The organism is Halomonas sp. BC04, from assembly GCF_000568385.1.
This window is the reverse complement of sequence record NZ_AZQX01000147.1, coordinates 1-20818: the sequence shown is the minus strand read 5'-3', so window position 1 is coordinate 20818 and position 20818 is coordinate 1. Positions and strand designations below refer to the sequence as shown.

Annotated in this window: 20 protein-coding genes, 3 tRNA genes, 1 rRNA gene and 3 pseudogenes; 9 read left to right on the top strand and 18 right to left on the bottom strand. The window is 63.3% G+C overall.

Translation table 11 applies throughout. From position 1 onward, the window contains the following. Positions 1 to 177: 177 nt before the first annotated feature. Positions 178 to 1176 carry an ectoine hydroxylase gene (thpD, locus tag Q427_RS10295; RefSeq protein ID WP_043513566.1) on the bottom strand — a complete coding sequence of 333 codons (999 nt, stop codon included), beginning with the start codon at positions 1174 to 1176 and terminating at the stop codon, positions 178 to 180. Between the two features lie 383 nt (positions 1177 to 1559). On the opposite strand from thpD, the gene Q427_RS10290 reads away from it, so the two are divergent. Both Q427_RS10290 and Q427_RS10285 read left to right on the top strand, forming a co-directional pair. Beyond that, positions 1560 to 1916 (top strand): hypothetical protein, encoded by a 357-nt coding sequence (locus Q427_RS10290; protein WP_043513564.1) that lies wholly within the window; start codon positions 1560 to 1562, stop codon positions 1914 to 1916. Then, complete coding sequence (locus Q427_RS10285) at positions 1913 to 2929, top strand: OmpA family protein (protein WP_051496278.1); 1017 nt, start codon at positions 1913 to 1915, stop codon at positions 2927 to 2929. The genes Q427_RS10290 and Q427_RS10285 overlap by 4 nt, the downstream gene beginning before the upstream one ends. Positions 2930 to 3085: 156 nt before the next feature. On the opposite strand, the gene Q427_RS10280 is transcribed toward Q427_RS10285, so the two are convergent. The 8 genes from Q427_RS10280 to Q427_RS10250 form a co-directional block, all read right to left on the bottom strand. Next, positions 3086 to 3161, bottom strand: a tRNA-Thr gene (locus Q427_RS10280). A 45-nt stretch (positions 3162 to 3206) separates the two neighbouring features. Continuing rightward, positions 3207 to 3281, bottom strand: a tRNA-Gln gene (locus tag Q427_RS10275). Positions 3282 to 3287: 6 nt separating this feature from the next. Then, positions 3288 to 3363: transfer RNA gene (locus Q427_RS10270), tRNA-Phe, on the bottom strand. A 94-nt stretch (positions 3364 to 3457) separates the two neighbouring features. Continuing rightward, positions 3458 to 3730, bottom strand: a complete 273-nt coding sequence (locus Q427_RS10265; RefSeq protein ID WP_043513562.1) for an oxidative damage protection protein — start codon at positions 3728 to 3730, stop codon at positions 3458 to 3460. A gap of 115 nt (positions 3731 to 3845) precedes the next feature. Then, entirely contained in the window at positions 3846 to 4931 is a 1086-nt protein-coding gene (gene mutY, locus Q427_RS10260) for an A/G-specific adenine glycosylase (RefSeq protein ID WP_043513560.1), read from the bottom strand. Between the two features lie 83 nt (positions 4932 to 5014). Continuing rightward, positions 5015 to 6604, bottom strand: a complete 1590-nt coding sequence (locus Q427_RS10255) for an AsmA family protein (RefSeq protein ID WP_331280598.1) — start codon at positions 6602 to 6604, stop codon at positions 5015 to 5017. Between the two features lie 109 nt (positions 6605 to 6713). After that, positions 6714 to 7358, bottom strand: a complete 645-nt coding sequence (locus Q427_RS36150; protein WP_331280597.1) for an AsmA family protein — start codon at positions 7356 to 7358, stop codon at positions 6714 to 6716. Continuing rightward, the gene (locus Q427_RS10250; RefSeq protein WP_043513558.1) at positions 7355 to 7810 is read right to left on the bottom strand and encodes an acetyl-CoA sensor PanZ family protein; all 456 of its coding nucleotides are present in this window, start codon (positions 7808 to 7810) and stop codon (positions 7355 to 7357) included. Before Q427_RS10250 ends, Q427_RS36150 begins: the two co-directional genes overlap by 4 nt. A gap of 190 nt (positions 7811 to 8000) precedes the next feature. Between Q427_RS10250 and hisB the strand changes: the two genes are divergently transcribed. The 5 genes from hisB to Q427_RS10225 all read left to right on the top strand — a co-directional run bounded on the left by hisB (position 8001) and on the right by Q427_RS10225 (position 11527). Further along, positions 8001 to 8594, top strand: a complete 594-nt coding sequence (hisB, locus tag Q427_RS10245) for an imidazoleglycerol-phosphate dehydratase HisB (protein WP_043513556.1) — start codon at positions 8001 to 8003, stop codon at positions 8592 to 8594. A 30-nt stretch (positions 8595 to 8624) separates the two neighbouring features. Then, positions 8625 to 9266, top strand: a complete 642-nt coding sequence (hisH, locus tag Q427_RS10240) for an imidazole glycerol phosphate synthase subunit HisH (RefSeq protein ID WP_043513554.1) — start codon at positions 8625 to 8627, stop codon at positions 9264 to 9266. 172 nt (positions 9267 to 9438) lie between these two features. Further along, positions 9439 to 10197 (top strand): 1-(5-phosphoribosyl)-5-[(5-phosphoribosylamino)methylideneamino]imidazole-4-carboxamide isomerase, encoded by a 759-nt coding sequence (gene hisA / locus Q427_RS10235; RefSeq protein ID WP_043513552.1) that lies wholly within the window; start codon positions 9439 to 9441, stop codon positions 10195 to 10197. A 4-nt stretch (positions 10198 to 10201) separates the two neighbouring features. Then, positions 10202 to 10975: an imidazole glycerol phosphate synthase subunit HisF gene (hisF, locus tag Q427_RS10230; RefSeq protein WP_043513551.1), complete on the top strand. Its 774-nt coding sequence runs from the start codon at positions 10202 to 10204 to the stop codon at positions 10973 to 10975. Between the two features lie 45 nt (positions 10976 to 11020). Then, the gene (locus tag Q427_RS10225) at positions 11021 to 11527 is read left to right on the top strand and encodes a hypothetical protein (protein ID WP_043513549.1); all 507 of its coding nucleotides are present in this window, start codon (positions 11021 to 11023) and stop codon (positions 11525 to 11527) included. Between the two features lie 6 nt (positions 11528 to 11533). Here the strand turns inward: Q427_RS10225 and Q427_RS10220 are convergent, their stop codons facing one another. Beyond that, a complete protein-coding gene (locus tag Q427_RS10220) occupies positions 11534 to 12124 on the bottom strand; it encodes a YjaG family protein (RefSeq protein ID WP_043513547.1) in 591 nt (196 codons plus the stop codon). Positions 12125 to 12179: 55 nt separating this feature from the next. Continuing rightward, the gene (locus tag Q427_RS10215; protein ID WP_043513545.1) at positions 12180 to 12473 is read right to left on the bottom strand and encodes an MGMT family protein; all 294 of its coding nucleotides are present in this window, start codon (positions 12471 to 12473) and stop codon (positions 12180 to 12182) included. A gap of 52 nt (positions 12474 to 12525) precedes the next feature. Between Q427_RS10215 and Q427_RS10210 the strand changes: the two are divergent. Further along, positions 12526 to 13220 (top strand): annotated as a pseudogene (locus Q427_RS10210) (type 1 glutamine amidotransferase). A gap of 7 nt (positions 13221 to 13227) precedes the next feature. Here the strand turns inward: Q427_RS10210 and mnmH are convergent. The 5 genes and pseudogenes from mnmH to Q427_RS10185 form a co-directional block, all read right to left on the bottom strand. Continuing rightward, positions 13228 to 14347, bottom strand: a pseudogene (mnmH, locus tag Q427_RS10205) (tRNA 2-selenouridine(34) synthase MnmH). Then, positions 14344 to 15380, bottom strand: a pseudogene (selD, locus tag Q427_RS10200) (selenide, water dikinase SelD). Before selD ends, mnmH begins: the two co-directional pseudogenes overlap by 4 nt. A gap of 56 nt (positions 15381 to 15436) precedes the next feature. Then, positions 15437 to 16813, bottom strand: coding sequence for a DNA repair protein RadA (radA, locus tag Q427_RS10195; protein WP_043513543.1), 1377 nt, complete (start codon positions 16811 to 16813; stop codon positions 15437 to 15439). A gap of 113 nt (positions 16814 to 16926) precedes the next feature. Continuing rightward, positions 16927 to 17376, bottom strand: coding sequence for a copper resistance protein NlpE N-terminal domain-containing protein (locus Q427_RS10190; protein WP_043513541.1), 450 nt, complete (start codon positions 17374 to 17376; stop codon positions 16927 to 16929). A gap of 117 nt (positions 17377 to 17493) precedes the next feature. Then, complete coding sequence (locus Q427_RS10185) at positions 17494 to 18390, bottom strand: AEC family transporter (RefSeq protein WP_043513540.1); 897 nt, start codon at positions 18388 to 18390, stop codon at positions 17494 to 17496. A gap of 125 nt (positions 18391 to 18515) precedes the next feature. On the opposite strand from Q427_RS10185, the gene hisC reads away from it, so the two are divergent. Beyond that, positions 18516 to 19571: a histidinol-phosphate transaminase gene (hisC, locus tag Q427_RS10180; RefSeq protein ID WP_051496277.1), complete on the top strand. Its 1056-nt coding sequence runs from the start codon at positions 18516 to 18518 to the stop codon at positions 19569 to 19571. Between the two features lie 48 nt (positions 19572 to 19619). On the opposite strand, the gene Q427_RS10175 is transcribed toward hisC, so the two are convergent. Together Q427_RS10175 and rrf are read right to left on the bottom strand one after the other, a co-directional pair. After that, the gene (locus Q427_RS10175) at positions 19620 to 20429 is read right to left on the bottom strand and encodes a substrate-binding periplasmic protein (RefSeq protein ID WP_051496276.1); all 810 of its coding nucleotides are present in this window, start codon (positions 20427 to 20429) and stop codon (positions 19620 to 19622) included. A 248-nt stretch (positions 20430 to 20677) separates the two neighbouring features. Continuing rightward, positions 20678 to 20793, bottom strand: a 5S ribosomal RNA gene (gene rrf, locus Q427_RS10170). Positions 20794 to 20818 lie beyond the last annotated feature (25 nt).

Below are 20818 nucleotides of genomic sequence, written 5' to 3'. Positions count from 1 at the left end.
CGATACACACGACCTTTCCGAGCGGATGGGGAAACTCCTGACCGATACGGTAAAACGTGGGACAAAGCGCATGGCGGGTGTTCTCCTTCTCATTTTCGTGCCGCTCTTCATTAACAGGCTAGACAGTCTACCCCACCAGGCGCCCTGTTCCACAACCTCCCGGTGCGAGGCAAAGTGTCACCGTTGTGGCGACCACGCTTCGTCCGGCGCATGGGCCAGGAATCTGGGTCGCCTGCGCCGGGCAGCGAAGGGCTCGACACACGCATTATCACGTCGATTGTAGACGAAGAAGATATTGCTGCGTGGATCCGGCGACATGTTGGCGTTGGAACCGTGCAGCGTATTGCAGTCGAACAGCAACAAACCACCGGCGGCACCGGTCGGTGCCTCGATACCATGGCGCTCAACCAGCTGCCTGAGAGCATTGCGCCCCGGCACACCGAACTCCTGGCGCTTCAGTGACTGCTTGTGGTGGTCATCGGGCGTCTCGCCCAGGCACGGCACGTAGACCTTGTGCGAGCCGGGAATCAGCATCAGCGGCCCATTGAAGGCGTGGTTGTCGGTCAGCACGATAGAGGCGCTCACCGCGTGCATGGCCGGCATTCCATCCTCGGCGTGCCAGGTCTCGAAGTCGGAGTGCCAACTGAAGCCCTTACCCTCGAAGCCGGGCTTGTAGTTGATTCGCGACTGGTGAACATAGGCATCACCACCAAGAATCTGCCGGGCCCGCCCCATCAGTCGCTCATCATGGGCCAACCGCCGGAAATGCTCGGAGAGAAAGTGAACGGCGAACAGCGAGCGAATCTCTCGACTGTCGGGCTCGGTGATGCTGAACTCGCGACCGCGGAAGTCGTCGCGCCCCAGCAGCTCATTCAGCTCTCGGCGCAGTCCATCGAGCTCCTCCCCCCGGATGAAGCCGGGTTCGAACAGAAACCCCTTGCGGTCGAATTCGTCGAGCTGCGCCTGACTCAACGGGCCATCCTCGGCACGCCCCTTGACCACTTCCTCCTGACGCTGGAGCCAGGGCACCTCGAGCGGTTTGCTCAGGCGAGTGGGGTAGGGGTCCTGCATCCGGTTGGCAAAACCGCTTGCCTGGCTGAGAGTGGTTGATGCGTCAGCAACGGCGTAGTCGGTTGCCTGTTTCAGCTTGCGGTTGGACGATGTTTGCACTGGCATCCCAATCACCTCCTGTGTATCCGTGACCAGTTGTTCAGATTGAACTCGTTCCAACGGCACTATCGCCGTGGCGGGAGGCCCCAAGGGGGCCTTGCATGGAAGAATGTGGTGGTAACAAACGAGGTTTCAAGCCCAATATAGCGAATGCGTTACTCGCCTCGCACCCATGCAGGCAAGCACCAGGATCTGGGAAATCACTCTCTCCAATCGTGAATCAGACGCGCTGCGCTATCGCGCGTCCGGATTACCCTGACTATCGATCTCTTGTGTGTGCTGCAGTACCGATGGTTCCCGTTTTCTTGGCCATGCTGAACTCCCCCCCAGGGCTCTCGTTGAGGAATGTGAACATGAAGCATCGAATGCGTAGTTTCAGGAAGCCCGTAGTGTTCATTGCATCGCTGTCGCTTATAAGCCCCGGCCTTGCCCAGACATATCAGATATCGCCTGCCGACACCGAGACCGTTCAACTCGCCCAGGCCACGGCCACTTTCGATGAAACCGAGGCGGAGGCCCTGGCCGAGCAGCAGGCCATCGAGGAAGCCGAGGCAGAGGCCCTGGCCGAGCAAGAAGCCATCGATGAAGCGGAGGCGGAGGCCCTGGCCGAGCAAGAAGCCATCGAAGAAGCGGAGGCGGAGGCCCTGGCCGAGCAGCAGGCCGAGGAAGACGCTCAAGCGCTCGCCGAGCTGAGGCTGAAGCCCTCGCCGCCGTCGCCGCCCTCGATACCCAGGAAGCCACCGTGACGTCCGAGGAAGTCGTGACGTCAGACACCACACGCAGCAGCGATGAGGAGGTCAAGGTTGCAACGACGTCAGATGCCGATAGTGACAGCAGCCAGGTATGGAAATACCTGGGAGCAGCCGCGGCCGGCGCCGTCGTCGGCGCCTTGATTCCGCAGCTCGGCGGGCGTGTCGTCGAGGATCAAGGGGACCGCATGATCGTCGAGCGCGACGGTGAACTCCATGTGCGCAAGGACGAGAACCTGCTGCTGCGCCGCCCTGGGGTAACAGAGACGACCGAATCATTCGCCGACGGCATCACCCGCTCCACCGTCACTCGCGAGGATGGCAGCCGGATCGTGACCATTCGCGACTCGGGTGGCTTCGTGCTCAAGCGTACCCGCTACCTACCCGATGACACGGCTATCGTGCTGATCGACGAAACACGCAGGACCGACAGCTGGGTATCTTCCGTCGAACTTGATGCGTCGCTGCCTCCACTGCGCCACGACCTGCCGGATGATCGTTACGTGATCGATTACCGTCGCGCCGATGAAGACATTCTGCGCCAGGCGCTGCTGGCACCGCCGGTTCAGGAGTTCGAGCAGGTCTTCACACTCCGCCAGGTACGTGAGAACCAGCGTATCCGGGACATGATGCCGCGCGTCGACCTCGACGTTATCCAGTTTGCCACCGGCTCGTCGGCTATCCAGCCATCCGAAGCCGAAGCACTGCGCATGATCGGGCTTACCATGGCCGATATCATCGAGGAACACCCGAGTGAAGTCTTCCTGGTCGAGGGCCATACCGACGCCGTCGGGTCGGACTTGATGAACCTCGGCCTCTCCGACCGACGGGCAGAGGCTGTCGCCCTGGCATTGACGGAATACTTCGCCATTCCCCCAGAAAACCTGATTGTCCAGGGCTACGGTGAACGCTATCTAAAGGTGGACACACAGGGGCCCAGCCAGGAAAACCGGCGTGCCAGTGTCCGGCGGATCACTCCATTGATCGATGCAAGTCCGGTCCGTCTCTGATAAAACCAGCCCCAGGCTGAATGCAGGGTTCCGGATGCGCGATCAGCCGGAACCTGCAGGCGGGAATGATATGAACACACAAAAAAACCGCCTCCAAGGGCGGTTTTAATATCTCTGCAAGTCGCTGATTTCCCGAATTTCATCCCAAGTTCAAGATGGTGCCGGCACCAGGAGTCGAACCCGGGACCTACTGATTACAAGTCAGTTGCTCTACCAACTGAGCTATGCCGGCTCGGGACCGACTCAAGCAAAATGCAGAATCGGAAAAGGGTTGGCGTGGCTGGGGTACCAGGATTCGAACCTGGGAATGCCGATACCAAAAACCGGTGCCTTACCACTTGGCTATACCCCAGCAGTTTGGTGGCCAGAGACGGAATCGAACCGCCGACACGGGGATTTTCAATCCCCTGCTCTACCAACTGAGCTATCTGGCCGCTGCCAACGGTGCGTATTAAACAAGATACGGCCTTAGGCGTCAAGCCCTTCCGTTTCATGAAGATGGCTAGGCGCCGTCAGCCCCTCATCCGCTCACTGGTCCCGCGGTACGTAGCCCTCGGCCTGGTCGGTCTCGCGGTTGTCGAGAAAGCGCTCCATCTGGTCGTTCAGGTACTTTCGTGACTCCGGGTCGAGCATGTTCAGGTGCTTTTCGTTGATCAGGCGGGTCTGCAGCGCCTGCCACTCCTCCCAGGCCTTTTTCGAGACATTTTGCTGGATTTCCTGCCCCTTCTTGCCCGGCAGCGGCGGAAATGGCAATGCTTCCAGCTCCTGCTGATACTTGCGGCAGAATACGGTACGACTCATGGTGGTTCTCCCTGTTTCAAGGCTTTGTACAAAACTGCCTGCGATCGCCGACTTTTCGAACATAGCCCTGTGTCTCTCCGGGCCTTGTTCACTTGGGCCTGGACCGTGCCGAGGCTCAGGTCGCCGGGGGCTCGAGTGAAAATGGCGACAGCGTCATCAGCAGCGACTTGACCGGCGCGGCCAGTCCGATGCTGGCAGGATTGCCAGGATCGTACCAGCAACGCGACTCGTCCACGGCGAAAACGGCGTGGGAACGGGCAGGCTGCGGCGTGATCTCCAGGCGAAAGTGGCTGAAGACATGGGTGAAGGGGGGCAAGGCACGGCCGAGCTCGGCACCCGGGGCGTGGCTGTCCAGCCAGGCCTCGAGCGACGCGATGTCGTCGAACTGGGGCAGACCCCAGAGCCCGCCCCAGAGGCCGCTGGGGGGGCGCTGCTCGAGCAGTACGCGCCCCTCGGGGTCCTGCAGCAGCAGCATCCGGGTGGTGCGTGTCGGCAGTGCTTTCCTGGGCTTGGATTCGGGGAAGCGACGCTCTTCGCCCCGGCGGTGGGCCACGCAGACATCGCTGAAGGGGCAGGCCATGCAGTCGGGCCGTCCACGCCGACACAGGGTCGCCCCGAAGTCCATGATCGCCTGGGTATAGTCAACCAGGCGTTCGTCAGGGGTGTAATATTCGGCAAGGGCCCAGAGGCGACGGGATACGGCAGCACTCCCCGGCCACCCCTCCACGGCATGCAGCCGGGCCAAGCTTCGCTTGACGTTGCCGTCGAGTATGACGGCTCGACGACCGCTGCTCTGGGCGATGATCGCACCCGCCGTGGAGCGTCCGATTCCAGGGAGCGCGGAGAGTGCCTCCAGATCCAGCGGCAACTCGCCGGCATGATGCTCGACGATCTCACGGGCCGCCTTGTGCAGGTTGCGCCCACGGGCGTAATACCCCAGTCCGGTCCAGAGGTGCAGCACTTCGTCCTGCCCGGCCCTGGCCAGTGTGGCAACATCAGGAAAGCGTGCCATGAAGCGCTCGAAATAGGGGATCACCGTGGCCACCTGGGTCTGCTGCAGCATGATCTCCGATACCCAGACCCGATAGGGTGAGCGCTCCTGCTGCCAGGGAAGATTATGCCGGCCATGGCGGTCGAACCAGGCCAGCAGCCGGCAGTGGAATGATTCCGGGGAAAGTACCGGCGTCGGCATCCCTGTCATCGGCAAAATCACCTTGAACAGAATCAACACGAAAAAAAACGCCGACTAGGGGGAGTCGGCGCAGAAACTGACTTGCTTGATGCTCAATTGAATAGACCGCGCAGGGCTTCTCGAAGTTCCTTGCCATCTTCACCCAGGCGCTCCTCGAGTCGCTCCAGCGGCCGCTCCAGCCGACGCTCGATCTCATCGCCGGCACGGCGAGAGACTTCGTCACGCAGCAGTTCGACCAGGGTGGCCTGGAAAGCGTTGCGATCAAAACGGCACCACTCGCCACTGTCGCCACCCAGTTCGCCCGTGCAGCGAACCGGCAGGGGAACCCTTTCCAGGCGCGGATTCACCGAACAGGCCGCCTCGGCAGCATCGACGAAGCGTGCCGCAGCCCGCAGGTCGAAGCGTTCGGTGACCAGATCCAGCTCACCCTCGCCATCCAGCTCGATCCCGGGGATGGTAACCAGAATGCTCTCGCTGCGTGCAACGCCATCGCTGATCCGCAAGCTGACCTCCGCTCGATCGAAGCGGGTGTCATCGCTCCAGTCACGATCCATCTCCTTGCCCTCGACCATGGCTGCCAGGGTGCACAGCTCCTCGGAGACGTTGACATCGAGTACCGCTCCCTCGTCGATATGGCCATTCAGCCGGCCGCTCAGGCTGCGCCTGAGTGCGGGCAAGGTGTTGTAGCGCGCCTCCAGCGCCCCCTCGAGGGAGAGGCGTCCACGCAGCGGTGCCGGCGAATCGTCCCCGGCAAGCGCTTGCAGCAGCGGCTCCAGGCGCACCCGGGACAGCTCGGGGGACAACTGCCAGCGTATCGGGTCGCGCGTCAGATCGAGCTCGCCGCTTGCCTTCAGCTCACCGCCATAGAGCTTGGCGCTGGCCCCCTCCAGGCGCTGACGACCGTCGCTGCCCGACAGCGTCAGGTCAACGTCGGTGAAATCGAGGCCACCCAGCTTCAGGTGCTCGAGGTCGAGGTCGGCATCAAGGGACAGCTCGGAGAGCCATTCCGCGGGGACCAGCGGTGCGGCATCCCCGGCATGAGCCTGGCGGATAGCGAAGAAGCCGCGGCGGGAGGCGCTCTGCTCCCCGGCATTCGGAGGCGGCAGGTAGTGATCCAGATTCAGGCTGTCCCCCTGCAGGGCCAGCGACAGCAGACGTCCATCGAAGCCCATGCCCAGCCGACCGGTGAAGGTGCTGTCGTCCAGCACCAACGTCAGGCCGGAAAGCTCGGCCTGAGTCAGGTCGCCACGGATGGGACTGGTCAATGCCACGTCGGAGAGTGCCTGGGGGCCGGCCATGCTGGGCAGCTGGTCGATGCGAGCAAGCCAGGGGCGCAGCGACAGGGGCGCCAGGCTGACCTGGCCGCTATAGGTAGGCGTCGTGTCTAGCTCGGCCAGGTTGAGATTCCCGCTCAGCCGCAGGTCGTCGGGACCGGTGAGCAACATGTCACGCAGTTGAGCCGAACTCTCGGCCAGATCCGCCTCCATGGCGAAGGCCAACGCCAATGGCAGGGCCGACTCCCCCAGCCGGGGATGTTGCAGGCTGCCCTCCAGGCGACCCTCCTGCAGCTGCATGCGCTGGCGTGACAGATCCAGTGTCAGCTGCTGTCCGGTCAGGTCCGCCTGCTGGCGCCCTTCGACACCACCAAGACGCGTCGCCGTGCTCAGCTTCAGGCCCTCCATGACATAGCGCCGCTCGGCGAGAGCCAGCCGTACTCTGCCTCGAGGGCAATCGAGCTGGAAAGCCTTGGCGTTCGCTCGAGCTCACGCCAATCCAGCGTGCCGTGGGAGGTCAAGGTAAAGGAGGTCTTGAGAGGAAAGGCACGCTCAGGATTGACGTTGGTGCCGGAAAGGCTGACCTCGTCGAGCAGCCATTCACTCTCTGCCGCCAGGTCGCGGTAGCGTACGGCACCGTTGCGGACCTGGACGTTGGCGATATTGAGCGCCACGGCCAGGTTGCTACCTTCCAGGCTCGGCCCGGCACTGGCCGGCGCCAGCGCCGACTCAGCCCCTCACGCCGTTCATCCAGGCGCTGGAGCAGGGGCTCCCAGTTGCCCTGCCCCTGCTCGTCTCGCACCAGCCGCAGTTGCATGCCGTCCAGGGTCAGGCCTTCGATGGCAATTTCGCCGCGCAACAGAGGGGCAAACGCCAGGCTGACTTCGGCCTTGTCAAAGGCCAGGAAGGGAGGTGCATCCGACGCCTGCTCGGGCAAGTGGCTCTCGACTCGCTCCACGCTTACCCCTAGGCGGGGGTAGAACGACCAGGCCAGCGGTCCGTTCAGCGTCAGCTCCATGCCGCTGTGCTCGCGAACCACATCGATCAGGCGCGGCTTGAAGTCCTCGGGATCGAGGAAGGTCGTGACGTAGACGACGGCGGCCACCACCGCCACGCCCAATACGCCAATGGCCGCCAGCAGGGTTTGCAAGAGTCGCTTCATGGTTTACCGCCTCCTTGCAGCGGTGGAGCCAGTTCGTAGTAACTTCCGGCGGCATGCATACGGTAGCCCAGCCGGGAAAGCAGCAACTGATCGGCCATCGGCAGTTGGGAGGCTGGCGCGCGCAAATCGAGGCCCCGATCCGCTGCGGCACTGCTGACCAATGCCAGCAGCCGGGAGCCCACACCGCGTCTTCGAGTGGTCTTGCGCACGCAGAGCTCCGATAGCCACCAGGCTTCGGCATCGGCACGCACCGCCACGGCGCCCAGCAGACGCTCATTGAAGCGTGCGCAGCCAAAGAAGTGGCCCGCCTCGAGATGGTGCTTGATGAAGTCATCCACCGGCACGGAGAGCCGCGCAACCGGCGCATCGGCATAGATGCGAGACAGGTCTTGCCGGTCCTGCGCATCCGATGCCCAGGCGGCGTGATCGACGATGTGAAGTGTAACCGGCATGGTGGATCTCCCTGGGCTGCGGCGCTGGGCCGCCGCTGTGATGGGCGCATTGTAGCGGATGGGGCGCTCGATTCTCTATAATGAACGGCCCCATGATGGCAAGCACCGCCTTGCCTGCCCGGTAGCCGAACGATCAGGGCCTTCCGGGCCCACCCATGCCGACGCGCGAAAGCGCGGGAGAGAGTCCGACATGTCCGAGCGTATCGCCACGGTAACCCGTGACACCCAGGAAACCCAGATCACGGTGACCGTCAATCTCGATGGCGAAGGCCGGCTGGCCTGCGAAACCGGCGTCCCCTTCCTCGACCACATGCTCGATCAGGTGGCGCGTCACGGCCTGGTCGATCTCGACATCAACGCAGTCGGCGATCTGCATATCGATGACCACCATACCGTAGAGGATCTCGGCATAACCCTTGGCCAGGCAGTCGCACAGGCAATCGGCGACAAGCGTGGCATTCGACGCTATGGCCACGCCTATGTGCCGCTGGACGAGGCGCTCTCCCGGGTCGTGATAGACTTCTCCGGCCGCCCCGGGCTGTACATGGACGTGGAATTCACCCGCGCCGCCATCGGCCGCCTGGACACCCAGTTGTTCTGGGAGTTCTTCCAGGGCTTCGTCAATCATGCCCGGGTCACGCTGCATATCGACAACCTGAAGGGCTTCAATGCCCACCATCAGGCGGAAACCATCTTCAAGGCCTTCGGTCGTGCGCTGCGCATGGCGGTTGAGCCGGACCCGCGCATGGCCGGCCAGATGCCGTCCACCAAGGGCTGTCTGTAGTTACGACGACCGAAAAACTGAGGAGCCTCCATGACCATTGCCGTCATCGATTACGGAATGGGCAATCTGCATTCGGTTGCCAAGGCGCTGGAGCACGTCACCCACGAGCATGTGATCATCACCCGGGATCCGCGCTGCATTCATGGCGCCACCCGGCTGGTACTGCCGGGCCAGGGCGCCATTCGCGACTGCATCGGCGAACTGGAAAGGACCGAGCTTCGCGGGCTCGTCCTGGAGCTGCTGGCCAACCAGAGCAAGCCACTGCTGGGTATCTGCGTCGGCCAGCAGATGCTGCTCGATCACAGCGAGGAGAACGGCGGCATTGCCTGCCTGGGCTTCCTCTCCGGCGAAGTTAAGCACTTCCCCACGGACATGCGCGATGCCAACGGGCAGCGTCTCAAGGTACCGCACATGGGCTGGAACCTGGTGCACCAGCATCACGACCATCCGCTGTGGAACGGCATCGACCAGGATGAGCACTTCTATTTCGTGCACAGCTATTACGCCGAGGCCAGTGACGACGCCACGGTGTTCGGTACCACCGAATATGGCCGTATCAATGCCCATGTGGCCATTGGTCGCGACGCCACCTTTGCCGTCCAGTTTCACCCGGAGAAGAGTTCACGGGCAGGGCTCAAGCTGCTGGAAAACTTCATCAACTGGGCGCCCTGAGGCGCAGCGGGGTAGCACCGGTCAACGAATGACGGTCCGCCGTGGCGCCCATCAGGCTCCCGTGGCCACGCACTTTGCCAGGCGCCCGGAGCCGAGCCGACTGATTACAGGCGCCCGGAGCCATACCAACAGATGACCAGGCGCCCGAGCTGCGCCAACCGAGGATACTGACATGCTGGTAATACCCGCCATCGATCTCAAGGACGGCAAGTGCGTGCGGCTGAAGCAGGGCCGCATGGATGAAGCCACCACCTACGGCGATGATCCCGTGGCCATGGCCGCGCGCTGGGTCGAGGCCGGGGCCCGCCGCCTGCACCTGGTCGACCTCAACGGGGCCTTCGAGGGCAAGCCGGTCAACGGCGAGGCAGTGACGGCCATCGCGCGGCGCTGGCCGGAACTGCCGATTCAGATCGGCGGCGGCATCCGCTCCGCCGATACCATCGAGCACTACCTCTCCGCCGGGGTTTCCTACGTGATCATCGGCACCAAGGCGGTCAAGGAGCCCGCCTTCGTCGGTGAGATGTGTCGCGCCTTCCCGGGCCATGTCATCGTCGGCCTCGATGCCCGTGACGGCTACGTCGCCACCGACGGCTGGGCCGAGGTCTCCAGCGTCAAGGCCACCGACCTGGCCAAGCGCTTCGCCGACGACGGGGTCTCCAGCATCGTCTACACCGACATCGCCCGCGACGGCATGATGAATGGCGTCAACGTCGAAGCCACCGCCCAGCTTGCCCGAGAGGGCGGCCTGCCGGTGATCGCCTCCGGTGGCGTGACGAACCTCGATGACCTGCGTGCACTGGTAGCGGCCGGTGAGCCGGGCATACTGGGCGCCATCACTGGTCGCGCAATCTACGAAGGCTCGCTGGACGTAGCGGCCGGCCAGCAGCTATGCGATGAACTCACAGCAGGGCTCGACCGAGCCGGGAGTTGAACAGATGGGCCTTTCCAAGCGTATCATCCCTTGTCTGGACGTCGATGCCGGCCGCGTGGTCAAGGGCGTCAACTTCATCGGCATCCGCGATGCCGGCGACCCGGTGGAGATCGCCCAGCGCTATAACCTTCAGGGTGCCGACGAGATCACCTTTCTCGATATCACGGCAAGTCACGAGGACCGCGACACCACCGTCGAAATGGTCGAGCGAATCGCTGGCGAGGTATTCATCCCGCTGACCGTGGGCGGAGGCATTCGCACCTGCGACGACATTCGTACCATGCTCAATGCCGGCGCCGACAAGGTCTCGATCAACACCGCCGCGGTGAACAATCCGGAATTCGTGCGCGAGGCCGCCGACCGCTTCGGCAGCCAGTGCATCGTGGTGGCCATCGATGCCAAGCGGGTCTCCGGCGAGGGCGAGCCGCCACGGTGGGAAATATTCACCCATGGCGGCCGCCGCCCCACTGGGCTGGACGCCGTGGAGTGGGCAAAGAAGATGGTGGCTTACGGCGCCGGAGAACTGCTGCTGACCAGCATGGATCGCGACGGCACCAAGATCGGCTTCGACCTGGGCGTGACCCGCGCCATCAGCGAGGCAGTGACGGTGCCTGTCATCGCCTCCGGCGGCGTCGGCAACCTGGACCACCTTGTGGAAGGCGTACTGGAAGGTGGCGCCGATGCGGTACTCGCTGCCAGTATTTTTCACTTTGGCGAATACACCATTCCTGAGGCAAAGCGCTACATGGCCGAACGCGGAATCGAAATGCGTCTCTAAGAAAACGCGCCCTGGAGAGTCATAGTGATAACGTTAGGGATGACAATGCCTCGTCTAGCCACCCTGTGTCTGGCGCTGGTTCTCCTGCTGCCCGTGAAGGCGGTCGCAACCGAACGGCATTCGATATGGCCCCCGCAGCTGGAGGTCAGCCATGTATTCTTGCAGACCAGCCTCTATACTCGCCATTTCAATCCCCAGCCAGACCACAACAACCATCAGGAGCTGATCAGCCTGGAGCTACACAATCCCCAGCGCTGGCTGGTCGGCGGCGCACGCTTTCTCAACTCCTTCGACCAGGAAGCCATCTACCTCTATGCCGGCCGTGAATTTCCCTTCTGGAAGCCGACCGGAAACGTCACCGTCAGGGCCAAGCTGAGCGCCGGTCTGCTGCATGGCTACCGGGGCGAGCACCAGGACAACATCCCCTTCAACCGCTATGGCACCGCCCCAGCGGCTTTGCCCAGCCTGGGAATTCAGTGGGGGCGCTTCGAGACGGACCTGATCGTCTTCGGCACCGCCGGCGCCATGATCATTGGCGGTATCCGCTTCTAAGCCAGCTCACTCCAACGACAGACCCAGATTACTAACCCCCCCGTTACGCCCCAGGCGACGCAGTGCCTTGAGGGCCTCCCGGTCGAGGCTCTCCTCGGCCGCCTCCAGCACCGCATCCTGGAATTCGGTCTCGTCCGCCATCAGCGGGTGCTCCCGTATCAGGACCGCCAGCCGCTGGGCATCCTCCTCTCCTTCGGTCAACTCGATGAAGGCACGCACACCGCCCTTGGAGACCCGGCTGACCTCCAGTACTGCATCGGGGGCCTCACCGCGCAGGGTATCCAGCAGCGCCGACAGTGCCACCACCGCCTCCAGCGCCCGGCGAACCCCGAAGCTATCGTCCACCGCCATCGGCTCCAGCTCGGCCAGCTTCTCGGCCTGGCGGTCGAAGTCGATGCGAGCCTCCCTCACCGCCAGCTGCTCCCATACCAGGTCGAGAATCGCTCTCAGGCCGGCAGGGTTGCCCTCACCGGTCGTCTGCGCGTAGAGCCCGTAGTTGGGCAGCAGCCGCTCGCACAGCGCCGCCATGAAGGCTTGCTGCTGGCGCGGCGAAAGGGCCTGAAGGCGCTGGTGAAAGCCGCTGGTTGGCTGACTCATGGATTCTCCCGGGAAAATGGTGGTCTGAGGGTGAGCGCAAGGAGCGACAGGGGGATCATGGCCACAGGACCTCACTGGCGACACGTCCACCGCCATCGAACAACACGCCTTCACAAACCAGCAGCGCGCGTTGTTCGATGGCGCCAGGGTGGTCGGCCAAGCGACGCGACGCCGTGATCACGCGAAACCAGGGCAGGTCATGTCCTTCCGGAAGGTCTCGCAGCGCCCTGGCCACCAGCCGTGGCGTACCGCCATCGGTCATCGCCGCGATGCGGCCATAGGTGGTGACACGACCTGCCGGTATCTCGGCGATGATCGTCAGTATCTGTTCCCGCAACGCCGGCTTCATGTACTCTTGCGCCCCCTGTCATGTTTCGTATTCCATCGATGGCGAGGTTCCCATGCATCTACACCTGCTTCAACACAGCCCTCACCACGGCCCCGCCCGTATTGCCGACTGGCTGGACAGCATGGGGCACAGCCATACGGTGTTTCATCTGTACGCCGGCGAGGCGCCCCCGGACCTGGCCGACTGCGATGCCCTGATCGTGCTCGATGGCGCCATGGATATCGAGGACGTCGCCGCCCATCCCTGGCTCAAGCGCGAGCGCAAACTGATCGCCCGGGCACTGGATGGCAACAAGCCCCTGCTGGGCATCGGCATGGGAGCCAGGCTGATCGCCGCGGAACTGGGTGCCACGGTGGGTCGAGGCACCTTTGCCGAAGTTGGCTGGCATGAGGTGACGCTGGCACCCGAGAGTCCTTTCGACCTGCCGGAACAGTTCACCGCCTTCATGTGGCATGGCGATGTCTTCGCCCTCCCCGACGATGCCCTGCCACTGGGCGGAAGCCCGGTCAGCCCCGTCCAGGCTTCGCCTGGGATGCGGGAAGAGCCCTTGGCCTGCTGTGCCATATCGAGGTGACCCGCGCCGGCGTGACCGAACTGCTGGACCGCGAGGAGCGGCCCAAAGGCAGCGAGTCGAGCCCTCACGTGCAGGCTCGCGAGGCGATCCTGGCCGATACGGCTCGCTTCGATCGGCTGGCACCGCTGCTTGATCGCCTGCTCAGCCAGTGGCTGCGCAGCACGCCCGCCTGAACGGAAATCAGGCTGGCTGCAGCCGCTCCGGGTCATGGCGCGGCGCTTCGGCAGACCAGGAGCGTGCGGCCGCCAGGCAGCTATCCCAGTCGCCCACGTGCAGGAAGCGCTGGGGGTCGCGGCGTTCCAGCTGATAGCGGTACATGGGGTCGTAGTATTCGGTCAGCAGGGGCGCCAGCCACGCCTCGTGGGCCTGGGTGTTGCCGCGCTCGTGCTCGCGGAAGGCCAAGGCCTGGAGCCTGGCGATACGTGCCAGGCGAGCGCTGCCCAGCCGTTTTTTCAGCCGCGAGAGAGCCGTGGCAAGCTGCTTGCGCATCAGCGTCCAGCCCAGCCATTCTCCGAACTGGTGACGGTAGATCGACCAGAGGTCGTCGATATAATCCTTCTGGATCTGACCGATACGCCAGTCCAGCGGCATCTCCACGCGCAGGCGCGGGGCTTGCTCCATGGCTTGCCAGAAGGAAAGCGGTACGCTGGCCGCGCCGATCTGGCGTGACTCGTCCTCCACCACCAGCGGGCCCTCCAGCGACAGCAGGCGCAGCCCATGGCGTGTTCGAAATCGATCTGAGAGGGCGCCGGCAGCGGGTGGCGACCAAAGGCGGACCCCTTGTGCCGGGCGCAGCCTCCAGGTCCAGTCCGTTGGGTAGCTGCTGAATGAGTGCCGTCTTGGCGCAGCCGGTAAGCCCGCCAACCACCAGCAGCGGCTGCTGGGCGGCGGCGTCGATGCGCGCACATAGCCCCTGCCGCATGGCCTTCCAGCCACCGCGGATGCGGGGTCGCTCCAGCCCTGTGTCGGCCAGCCACTGCTGGGCGATCTGCGAACGCAGCCCACCGCGAAAACAATAGACGACGGCCTCGGGCTGCGCTTGCAGCAGGGTGTGCCAGGCCGCCACCCGGGCGGCCTTGATGTCACCACTGACCAGCCGCTGGCCGAGATCGATGGCCGCCTGCTGGCCGCGCTCCTTGTACTCGATGCCGACCAGGCGACGCTCCTCGTCATCCATCAGCGGGAGGTTGACCGCGCCGGGCAGGCTGCCCTGGGAAAACTCGACCGGCGCGCGCACGTCGATCAGCACGCGCCCCTCGCGCAGCAGGGAGAGATCGGGCTCGACCAGCGACAGGCTCATCCGCGCACCTCAATCAATGCCGTCCCACCGGCGGGGATGATCTCACCGAACGGCACCAGCTCGATGCCATGGGCGCGACCAATGCGCTCCACGTCATCCTCCCAGGACGGGTGCACCGAGACCAGCAGGCCGCCAGAGGTCTGGGGATCACAGAGCCACTGCCAGTGCGGCTCATCCATCTCCTTGAGGGCGGCCCCCAGGGCCTCGCGGTTGCGCTGGGTACCCCCCGGCACGGCGCCACGGCGGCGATAGGCCTCGGCCTCGGCCAGTCGCGGCAGGCGCCGGAAGTTGATCCGCGCCGCCACACCGCTGGCGGTACACACTTCGGAAAGGTGACCGGCCAGGCCGAAGCCGGTCACATCGGTCATGGCGTGCACACCCTTTACCTTGCAAGGTCGATGCCAATCTGGTTGGCTTTCAGCATGGTTTCACGGGCCAGCGTCTGGTGCCCGGACTCCAGCAGGCCTTGCTTCTCCGCCGTGGTCAGGAAACCTACCCCCAGCGGCTTGGTCAGGAACAGCAGGTCGCCGACCTGCGCCCCCTTGTTGAGCTTCAAGTGCTCGAGGTCCACCAGCCCATTGACCGCCAGGCCGAAGATCGGCTCAGGGGCATCGATGGAGTGACCGCCCGCCAGGGCAAGGCCGAGCTCGCGGCACACCGACTGGGCGCCGGCCACCACGTCGCCGGCGATCTCCGGTCCCAGCTTGTCCAGCGGCCAGCCAAGAATGCCCAGGGCCAGTACCGGCGTACCACCCATGGCATAGACATCGCTGATGGCATTGGTGGCGGCGATGCGCCCGAAGTCGAAGGGATCGTCGACGATGGGCATGAAGAAGTCGGTGGTGGCAATCATGCCGCGACCATCACCCAGGTCGTAGACGGCCGCATCCTCGCGCCCCTGGTTGCCGACGAGCAACCGCTTGTGACCCGCACCCGGGCCAGCCTTGGCCAGAATGCTGTCGAGGACGTCAGGGGCGATCTTGCAGCCGCATCCGGCGCCATGGCTGTACTGGGTCAGGCGGATTGCACTCATCTCGTTCTCCTTGGCAGTTCATGACAACCATTCTATATCAGTAAGCTCCTGCTGCCTCACAGGGCCTCCAGAGCATCGGTCAGCTTGTCCACGGCAACGACCTCCATGCCTGCCGGGGCGCGCTTCGGCGCGTTGCCCCTGGGCACGATGGCCCGGGTGAAGCCGTGCTTGGCCGCCTCGACGATCCGCTCCTGCCCGCTGGGCACCGGGCGTATCTCGCCGGATAGCCCCACCTCCCCGAATACCACCAGCTCCCGGGGCAATGGACGATTCTGCAGGCTGGAGACCACCGCCAGCAGCACCGCCAGGTCCGCGCTGGTCTCCAGCACCTTGACCCCACCCACCACGTTGAGGAAAACATCCTGGTCGCCGGTAAACAGCCCGCCATGGCGATGCAGCACCGCCAGCAGCATGGCCAGGCGGTTCTGATCGAGGCCCACGGCCACCCGGCGCGGATTGCCCAGGGCCGACTCATCGAGCAGCGCCTGTACCTCTACCAGCAATGGTCGCGTCCCCTCCCACACCACCATGACCAGGCTGCCCGACGCCAGCGCCTCGCTCCGCGACAGAAAGATCGCACTGGGATTCTTCACTTCCTTGAGTCCATGTTCGAGCATGGCGAACACACCGAGCTCGTTGACCGCCCCGAAGCGATTCTTCTGTCCTCGCAGGGTACGGAAACGCGAGTCGGCACCGCCCTCGAGCAGCAGCGATGCATCAATCATGTGCTCGAGCACCTTGGGGCCCGCCAGCGATCCATCCTTGGTCACGTGGCCCACGAGCAGCAGCACAGTATTGCTCTGCTTGGCGAAGCGAGTCAGGGCAGCGGCCGACTCCCGCACCTGCGCTACCCCACCCGGGGCTGAGGCGATATCCTCCAGATGCATGGTCTGGATCGAATCGATGACCAGTATTTCCGGTCGCTCGCGCTCGGCGACGGCAAGCACGGTTTCGACGCTGGTTTCGGCCAGCATCTTGAGGCCACGTGTGGGTAACTGCAGGCGGTGAGCCCGCATCGCCACCTGGGAGAGCGATTCCTCGCCGGTGACATAGAGCACTTGTCGGGACTGGGCCAGCTTGCAGGCGGTCTGCAGCAGCAGGGTCGACTTGCCCGCCCCCGGATGCCCCCCCAACAGCACCGCCGAACCGGGCACCAGGCCGCCACCCAGCACACGATCGAATTCCTCGAAGGTGGAGGAGAGCCGCGGCACCTCGGAAAGGTCGACATTGCCCAGATCCACCACTTCCCGGGAAAGGTTTCCCGCATAGCCGCTGCGGCCGGAAGCACCCGACGTGGCCGCACCAGGACGGGCTGCCGATAACCTCACCTCACTCAGCGTATTCCACTCCTGGCAGCTCGAGCACTGGCCCTGCCACTTGCTGTATTCCGCGCCGCACTCGGTGCAAACAAAGGCGCTTTTCGCTTTGGCCATGCCGGCCCCTCTTCCAGATGACGGCACCATTCTAACAGGCGCCCGCAGGGCTGTGCCCAGACGCACGAAGGCGGCCACAAGGCCGCCTTCGATGTATAACGAACCTGCCGTGCTTACAGTCGCTGCAGCTGCAGGGCCTCGTTGTTCTGGAACCGGCGCCGCTGGGGGTCGATCAGCTCCAGCGTTCTCTCATCGATACGCAGGAAGTAGTAGATCTGCCCTTCACCATCGGGTGTCAGCTCATAGACCGTGGCATCGGGATCGACAGCGGTACCACCGAGTACTTCCCAGTTGCCGGCGTAATTCTCGTCCGGCGGATCCTGCGGGTGTTCGCGATAGCTGGCACGCAGCGTAAAGGTACGCTCTTCGAGGGAGGCCTGCTCATCACCCACGAGTCGCACATCCAGATCGATCCCTGCGCAGTTGCGGCAGGGTAGTGTGCCTTGGTAGGCCACTTCGGCGTCATCCATCGCCGGTTCGGCACGATCATCCATCGGGCCGGCTGCACAGCCGGCCAGGAAGGCCAGCATGGCCGAGCCAGCCAGCAGGGTCCTGATTTGCATTTTCTCACTCCTAACCTATGGGCTTGACGCCGTGAACTACGGCAGCCTGTCTCACAGCATAAACCCTCTCAGCTTCAGCAGACAGCCTCCGCCTAATAGGGCTCCCGGGAGATGTCTTCAAATGGCGCCAGGATAAACGTGCATGAACACCAGAGCCAGGACGATGGGCATTACCACCAGGCTTCCCAGGTTACCGATCAACACAAGAGAGGCCACCTTATGGGGCTCCTGCTTGTACTGCTCGGCCACCAGGTAGTTGAGCACAGCCGGTGGCAGGGCGGCAAACACCCAGAGCGATGCCGCTTGCAGCCCGGTCAGTTCCAGCCAGAGTATCATGGGTACCGCCAGGACCAGCCCCGAGAGCGGGCAGAGTACAGCGCCAAGCAGCCCGGTCTTCCAGTCGCCGAAGTCAATATCCAGCATGCGCACCCCCAGTGCGAACAGCATCAGGGGGATGCAGACACCTCCCAGCATATGCAGTGCCTCGAGCAGCCATCCAGGCAATGGCACCCCACCCAGATTGAACCCCAGGCCGGCGATGCTTGCCAGCACGATGGGCATACGCAGCAGTCGCCACAACGGTGTACGCGGACTGAGAATATAAAGCCCCACGGAGAAGTGCAGCAGCATCTCGACGATGAACAGCACGACCGCCGCTGGCAGGGCCGCCTCACCGAACGCCAGTACCAGCAGCGGGATCCCCATGTTCCCCGAGTTATTGAACATCATCGGTGGCAGGAAGGTCTTCGGCTCCAGCTTCAGCAGCTTGGCCACCGGCCACAGCACCAGGCCGGAACCCAGCACCACCACCGCCGCCGCCAATGCCAGTCCCGCATACTCCGCCAACGGTGCCTGTCGATCCGCCAGGACGGCGAACACCAGCATCGGCACGAAGATTTCCATATTGAGGGTATTGAGGCTACGGATATCGGGGGTGCGAAAACGCCCGTAGAGGGTGCCACAGCCTGCGATCAGGAATACCGGTAGCAGCGTGGCGATTATCTGTGCGGTCATCAAAGGGTTCCGGGTATTCGGTTTCGCTCTAGTGCGCCTAGGCTAGCACGCCAACGGCTTGCGCAGTCACGCCACTCGGGTCAACATGGGCTAAAGTTTCACGTCATCTAGCCAAGCGAGCGAGCATGAGCCAGTTATGGAGCCCCGCCGTGCGCGAGCTGACCCCCTATGTACCGGGAGAGCAGCCACGGGAACGCCTGATCAAGCTGAACACCAACGAGAACCCCTACCCGCCGGCTCCTGGAGTCGAAGCGGTGCTGCGTGAGTTCCCCGCCGATCACCTGCGCCTCTACCCGGACCCGGAGTCTCGTGCCTTGCGACAGGCCCTGGCTCGCGAATACGACGTCGAACCCGAGCAGGTCTTCGTCGGCAATGGATCGGATGAAGTCCTGGCACTGGCTTTCCAGGCCTTCTTCTGCCAGGACCGGCCCCTCGAGATGCCGGCCACTACCTACAGCTTCTATCCGGTATATTGCCGGCTGTATGGCATCGAACGACGCCCCCTTCCGCTGGATGACCAGTGGCGTGTCGACCTTGAGGCTTTCTCTTCGGATAGTGCCGGCGTCATCTTTGCCAACCCCAACGCGCCTACCGCCCATGGCCACTCCCGCGATGCCATTTCAGCGCTGCTGGCGCGCATCACCGAGTGCGTCGTGCTGGTCGATGAAGCCTATGTCGACTTCGGTGGCGAGAGCGTCGTTCCTCTGGTGACGAGCCACCCCAACCTGCTGGTGACAGGCACCTTTTCCAAATCACGCAGCCTGGCCGGCCTGCGCCTGGGCTATGCCATCGGCTCACGCGAACTGATCGAAGGCCTCGAGCGGGTCAAGGACTCTTTCAATTCCTATCCCATCGACAGTCTGGCCAGTGCCATCGGCATCGCCGCGCTCGAAGACCGCGAGCACTTCGACGCCTGCCGAGGGAAGGTGATCACGACCCGTGAACGCACCGTCAAGCGGTTGAAGGAACTGGGCTTCGAGACACTGCCCTCCCAGGCCAATTTCGTACTGGTGGAACACCACGACTTCGATGCCGCCCAGCTCTTCGTCGGACTGCGTGAACGGGGCATCCTGGTGCGCCATTTCAATACCGATGCACTACGCAACTTCCTGCGTATTTCCATCGGCACCGACGACGAGATGGACTCACTTATAGAGGCGCTGGAGACACTCTGCGACTAAGGCGAACAGGTCGCCGTCAGTCAACCACTTGCGGCCCCATCAAGAGCATCAGCGCCAACGATCGACAATACGCTGATAGTCGCCGCTCTCCTTGATGGCCTGGAACCCGGCGTCGAAATCTCGCAGCAGCCGCTCGGCGTCGGGGTTGGTCTTCAAGGCAACCACATATTCCCTGCTGGCGCCAAACTCGGGCAATTTGTCGAACTGCCCCTGCAGCCCCATCTCCTTTAGCACATAGTCCCAGTTCGTTTCGTAGCCGGCAAAGCCATCCAGGCGTCCTCGCTGCAGCATGCGAAAACCCTGCTTGATGCTATTGAGTGGATACTTTGATATCCCTTCCTGCTCGCCCCATTCATCACCGAAGTTGTAGCCACGCACCATGCCGATGGTCTTGCCCTCCAGCGAAGCCAGGCCCTGCCATTCGATCTCGGTGTCCTGGTTCACGTAGACCAGGAAGGCGGCATCGTTGACCGGTGCCTCGGAATAGGAAAAAACGGCCAACCTCTCCGTGTTCATGCCGGCCGGGTACAGCAAGTCGACGTTACCTTCTCTGAAACTCGCCATCGCCCGCGCCCAGTGTGTCATCACCAGCTCGATGGTATAGCCCTGGGCATGGAAGCTTTCCCGTACGATATCCCAGCTGTAGCCTTGGAAGCTGCCAGCATCGCTACCGGGGGGCACGACCACTTCCGAGAAGGGTGGAGCTCGACCGTCTGCGTAGAAGCCATAGGGAGGGTAATCGTAGAGTGTTGCGATCCGGACCCTTTTCTCTTCTGCTGCGTAGGAGGTTGCCCCTGCCACCAGGAAGAGAATTGCCAGGCAGAAAGTCGCCGGGATGCGCCCTCGTAGTCGTACCATAGCAACCCTCCCCGATTCACGATCGTGCCTGCAGCATAACCTCAAGCAGGACCAAGCATCAAAACGTAACAGAATATTTCTATAGTTTACACTTTCCAGAATGCCATGAAAAAACCCCGAGCTCTTTCGAACTCGGGGTTTTGGAATAAATGCCTGACGATGATCTGGCCGGCACTCCGGGACTCTCCATGGGGAGACCCCCAAACGGCGAAACCCAGCCTCTTTCGAAGCTGGGTTTCTGAATAAATGCCTGACGATGACCTACTCTCGCATGGGGAGACCCCACACTACCATCGGCGCTGAACGGTTTCACTGCTGAGTTCGGCATGGGATCAGGTGGTTCCCGAACGCTATGGTCGTCAGGCAAAACTGGTGGAATCATGCTGGCG